This window comes from Weizmannia sp. FSL K6-3076 (assembly GCF_038007245.1).
In the GTDB taxonomy this organism is placed as follows: domain Bacteria; phylum Bacillota; class Bacilli; order Bacillales; family Bacillaceae_C; genus Weizmannia; species Weizmannia faecalis.
The window spans coordinates 1-4,868 of the sequence record NZ_JBBOWU010000002.1 but is presented as its reverse complement, the minus strand read 5'-3'; the positions used below and the strand labels follow the sequence as shown (position 1 = coordinate 4,868).

The window sequence follows — 4,868 nt, the reverse complement described above, 5'->3', positions numbered from 1 at the left end:
TGGTTAAGTCCTCGATCGATTAGTATCCGTCAGCTCCACGCGTCGCCGCGCTTCCACCCCGGACCTATCAACCTGATCATCTTTCAGGGATCTTACCAGTATAAACTGTGGGAAATCTCATCTTGAGGGGGGCTTCATGCTTAGATGCTTTCAGCACTTATCCCTTCCGCACATAGCTACCCAGCGATGCCTTTGGCAAGACAACTGGTACACCAGCGGTGCGTCCATCCCGGTCCTCTCGTACTAAGGACAGCTCCTCTCAAATTTCCTGCGCCCGCGACGGATAGGGACCGAACTGTCTCACGACGTTCTGAACCCAGCTCGCGTACCGCTTTAATGGGCGAACAGCCCAACCCTTGGGACCGACTACAGCCCCAGGATGCGATGAGCCGACATCGAGGTGCCAAACCTCCCCGTCGATGTGGACTCTTGGGGGAGATCAGCCTGTTATCCCCAGGGTAGCTTTTATCCGTTGAGCGATGGCCCTTCCATGCGGAACCACCGGATCACTAAGCCCGACTTTCGTCCCTGCTCGACTTGTAAGTCTCGCAGTCAAGCTCCCTTATGCCTTTACACTCTGCGAATGATTTCCAACCATTCTGAGGGAACCTTTGGGCGCCTCCGTTACCTTTTAGGAGGCGACCGCCCCAGTCAAACTGCCTGCCTGACACTGTCTCCCACCCCGGTAAGGGGTGCGGGTTAGAATTTCAATACAGCCAGGGTAGTATCCCACCGATGCCTCCGCCGAAGCTGGCGCTCCGGTTTCCAAGGCTCCTACCTATCCTGTACAAGCTGTACCAAAATTCAATATCAGGCTGCAGTAAAGCTCCATGGGGTCTTTCCGTCCTGTCGCGGGTAACCTGCATCTTCACAGGTACTATAATTTCACCGAGTCTCTCGTTGAGACAGTGCCCAGATCGTTACACCTTTCGTGCGGGTCAGAACTTACCTGACAAGGAATTTCGCTACCTTAGGACCGTTATAGTTACGGCCGCCGTTTACTGGGGCTTCAGTTCAGAGCTTCGCCTTACGGCTAACCCCTCTCCTTAACCTTCCAGCACCGGGCAGGTGTCAGCCCCTATACTTCGCCTTGCGGCTTCGCAGAGACCTGTGTTTTTGCTAAACAGTCGCCTGGGCCTATTCACTGCGGCTTCCCGGGGCATACACCCCAAAAAGCACCCCTTCTCCCGAAGTTACGGGGTCATTTTGCCGAGTTCCTTAACGAGAGTTCTCTCGCTCACCTTAGGATTCTCTCCTCGCCTACCTGTGTCGGTTTGCGGTACGGGCGCCTTTCACCTCACTAGAGGCTTTTCTTGGCAGTGTGGAATCAGGAACTTCGGTACTAAAATTTCCCTCGCCATCACAGCTCCGCCTTGGCGCGAAGGATTTGCCTCCGCACCGGCCTAACTGCTTGGACGCGATCAACCAGTGTCGCGCTTGCCCTATCCTCCTGCGTCCCCCCATCGTTCAAACGGTGAAGAGGCGGTACAGGAATATCAACCTGTTGTCCATCGCCTACGCCTTTCGGCCTCGGCTTAGGCCCCGACTAACCCTGAGCGGACGAGCCTTCCTCAGGAAACCTTAGGCATTCGGTGGAAGGGATTCTCACCCTTCTTTCGCTACTCATACCGGCATTCTCACTTCTAAGCGCTCCACCGGTCCTTCCGGTCCGGCTTCAACGCCCTTAGAACGCTCTCCTACCACGGACACCAAACGGTGTCCATCCGCAGCTTCGGTGATACGTTTAGCCCCGGTACATTTTCGGCGCAGCGTCACTCGACCAGTGAGCTATTACGCACTCTTTAAATGATGGCTGCTTCTAAGCCAACATCCTGGTTGTCTAAGCAACGCCACATCCTTTTCCACTTAACGTATACTTTGGGACCTTAGCTGGCGGTCTGGGCTGTTTCCCTTTCGACCATGGATCTTATCACTCACAGTCTGACTCCCAAGCATAAGTTTTTGGCATTCGGAGTTTGTCTGAATTCGGTAACCCGATGAGGGCCCCTCGTCCAAACAGTGCTCTACCTCCAAAACTCTTCGCTTGAGGCTAGCCCTAAAGCTATTTCGGAGAGAACCAGCTATCTCCAAGTTCGATTGGAATTTCTCCGCTACCCACACCTCATCCCCGCACTTTTCAACGTGCGTGGGTTCGGGCCTCCAGCAAGTGTTACCTTGCCTTCACCCTGGACATGGGTAGATCACCTGGTTTCGGGTCTGCGGCCTCATACTCTTTCGCCCTGTTCAGACTCGCTTTCGCTGCGGCTCCGCTTCTTCAGCTTAACCTTGCATGAGACCGTAACTCGCCGGTTCATTCTACAAAAGGCACGCCATCACCCGTTAACGGGCTCTGACTACTTGTAGGCACACGGTTTCAGGATCTCTTTCACTCCCCTCCCGGGGTGCTTTTCACCTTTCCCTCACGGTACTGGTTCACTATCGGTCACTAGGGAGTATTTAGCCTTGGGAGATGGTCCTCCCGGATTCCGGCGGGATTCCTCGTGTCCCGCCGTACTCAGGATCCACTCGGGAGAGAACGAAGTGTCAGTTACAGGGCTTTTACCTTCTCCGGCAGGCCTTTCCAGGCCGCTTCACTTAACCTGTTCTTTTGTAACTCCCATATGAGTGTCCTACAACCCCGGAAGGCAAGCCTTCCGGTTTGGGCTGTTTCCTGTTCGCTCGCCGCTACTTGGGAAATCGCAATTGCTTTCTCTTCCTCCGGGTACTGAGATGTTTCAGTTCCCCGGGTGTGCCCTTCCTGCCCTATGGATTCAGGCAGGAATCCTGTCCGATTAAAGACAGGGGGTTTCCCCATTCGGAAATCTCCGGATCAAAGCTTACGTACAGCTCCCCGGAGCATATCGGTGTTTGTACCGTCCTTCATCGGCTCCTAGTGCCAAGGCATCCGCCGTGCGCCCTTTCTAACTTAACCATAAAAAGGTTTAAATCCAAAAATAAGCGATTCTCGGTTTACTTGGTTTGTTTCTCCTATCCGGTTTTCAAAGAACACATGTTGAAGGATTGAACCTTCAAAACTGAACAAAACGGAAACGTCAAACTTGATTTTGGAAAACGAAGTTTTCCTTTTCTGTCTAGCTCCGGGCGCTATCGGCTAGCGTATTTCTACGTCTTCTCCCTACGATAAGTCAACATCGATTCGCCTTTAAGGCTCATCGTGTTTCCTTTATCTCAGTCGAAGACTACGAAATCCGTACGCCGATGAACGAGCGCCCTACGCTTTTCCCCTTAGAAAGGAGGTGATCCAGCCGCACCTTCCGATACGGCTACCTTGTTACGACTTCACCCCAATCATCTGTCCCACCTTCGGCGGCTGGCTCCGTAAAGGTTACCTCACCGACTTCGGGTGTTACAAACTCTCGTGGTGTGACGGGCGGTGTGTACAAGGCCCGGGAACGTATTCACCGCGGCATGCTGATCCGCGATTACTAGCGATTCCGGCTTCATGCAGGCGGGTTGCAGCCTGCAATCCGAACTGGGAATGGTTTTCTGGGATTGGCTTAACCTCGCGGTCTCGCAGCCCTTTGTACCATCCATTGTAGCACGTGTGTAGCCCAGGTCATAAGGGGCATGATGATTTGACGTCATCCCCACCTTCCTCCGGTTTGTCACCGGCAGTCACCTTAGAGTGCCCAACTGAATGCTGGCAACTAAGGTCAAGGGTTGCGCTCGTTGCGGGACTTAACCCAACATCTCACGACACGAGCTGACGACAACCATGCACCACCTGTCACTCTGTCCCCCGAAGGGGAAGGCCCTGTCTCCAGGGAGGTCAGAGGATGTCAAGACCTGGTAAGGTTCTTCGCGTTGCTTCGAATTAAACCACATGCTCCACCGCTTGTGCGGGCCCCCGTCAATTCCTTTGAGTTTCAGCCTTGCGGCCGTACTCCCCAGGCGGAGTGCTTAATGCGTTAGCTGCAGCACTAAAGGGCGGAAACCCTCTAACACTTAGCACTCATCGTTTACGGCGTGGACTACCAGGGTATCTAATCCTGTTTGCTCCCCACGCTTTCGCGCCTCAGCGTCAGTTACAGACCAGAGAGCCGCCTTCGCCACTGGTGTTCCTCCACATCTCTACGCATTTCACCGCTACACGTGGAATTCCACTCTCCTCTTCTGCACTCAAGCCTCCCAGTTTCCAATGACCGCTTGCGGTTGAGCCGCAAGATTTCACATCAGACTTAAGAAGCCGCCTGCGCGCGCTTTACGCCCAATAATTCCGGACAACGCTTGCCACCTACGTATTACCGCGGCTGCTGGCACGTAGTTAGCCGTGGCTTTCTGGCCGGGTACCGTCAAGGCGCCGCCCTGTTCGAACGGCACTTGTTCTTCCCCGGCAACAGAGTTTTACGACCCGAAGGCCTTCTTCACTCACGCGGCGTTGCTCCGTCAGACTTTCGTCCATTGCGGAAGATTCCCTACTGCTGCCTCCCGTAGGAGTTTGGGCCGTGTCTCAGTCCCAATGTGGCCGATCACCCTCTCAGGTCGGCTACGCATCGTTGCCTTGGTGAGCCGTTACCCCACCAACAAGCTAATGCGCCGCGGGCCCATCTGTAAGTGACAGCCGAAGCCGTCTTTCCTTTTTCCTCCATGCGGAGGAAAAAACTATCCGGTATTAGCCCCGGTTTCCCGGCGTTATCCCGATCTTACAGGCAGGTTGCCCACGTGTTACTCACCCGTCCGCCGCTAACCTTTTAAAAGCAAGCTTTTAAAAGGTCCGCACGACTTGCATGTATTAGGCACGCCGCCAGCGTTCGTCCTGAGCCAGGATCAAACTCTCAGTAAAGATGTTTGATAAAAGCTCAAAAAGAATTTGACGTTTCGTTTTGTCCAGTTTTCAAGGAACAATC

General features: G+C 54.0%; 2 rRNA genes. Both read right to left on the bottom strand.

Annotated features, from left to right (window positions below):
- Positions 1-2,932, bottom strand: a 23S ribosomal RNA gene (locus NSS95_RS16920).
- A gap of 318 nt (positions 2,933-3,250) precedes the next feature.
- Positions 3,251-4,804: ribosomal RNA gene (locus NSS95_RS16915) — 16S ribosomal RNA — on the bottom strand.
- The 16S and 23S rRNA genes sit together here, the layout of an rRNA operon.
- Positions 4,805-4,868: the final 64 nt, after the last annotated feature.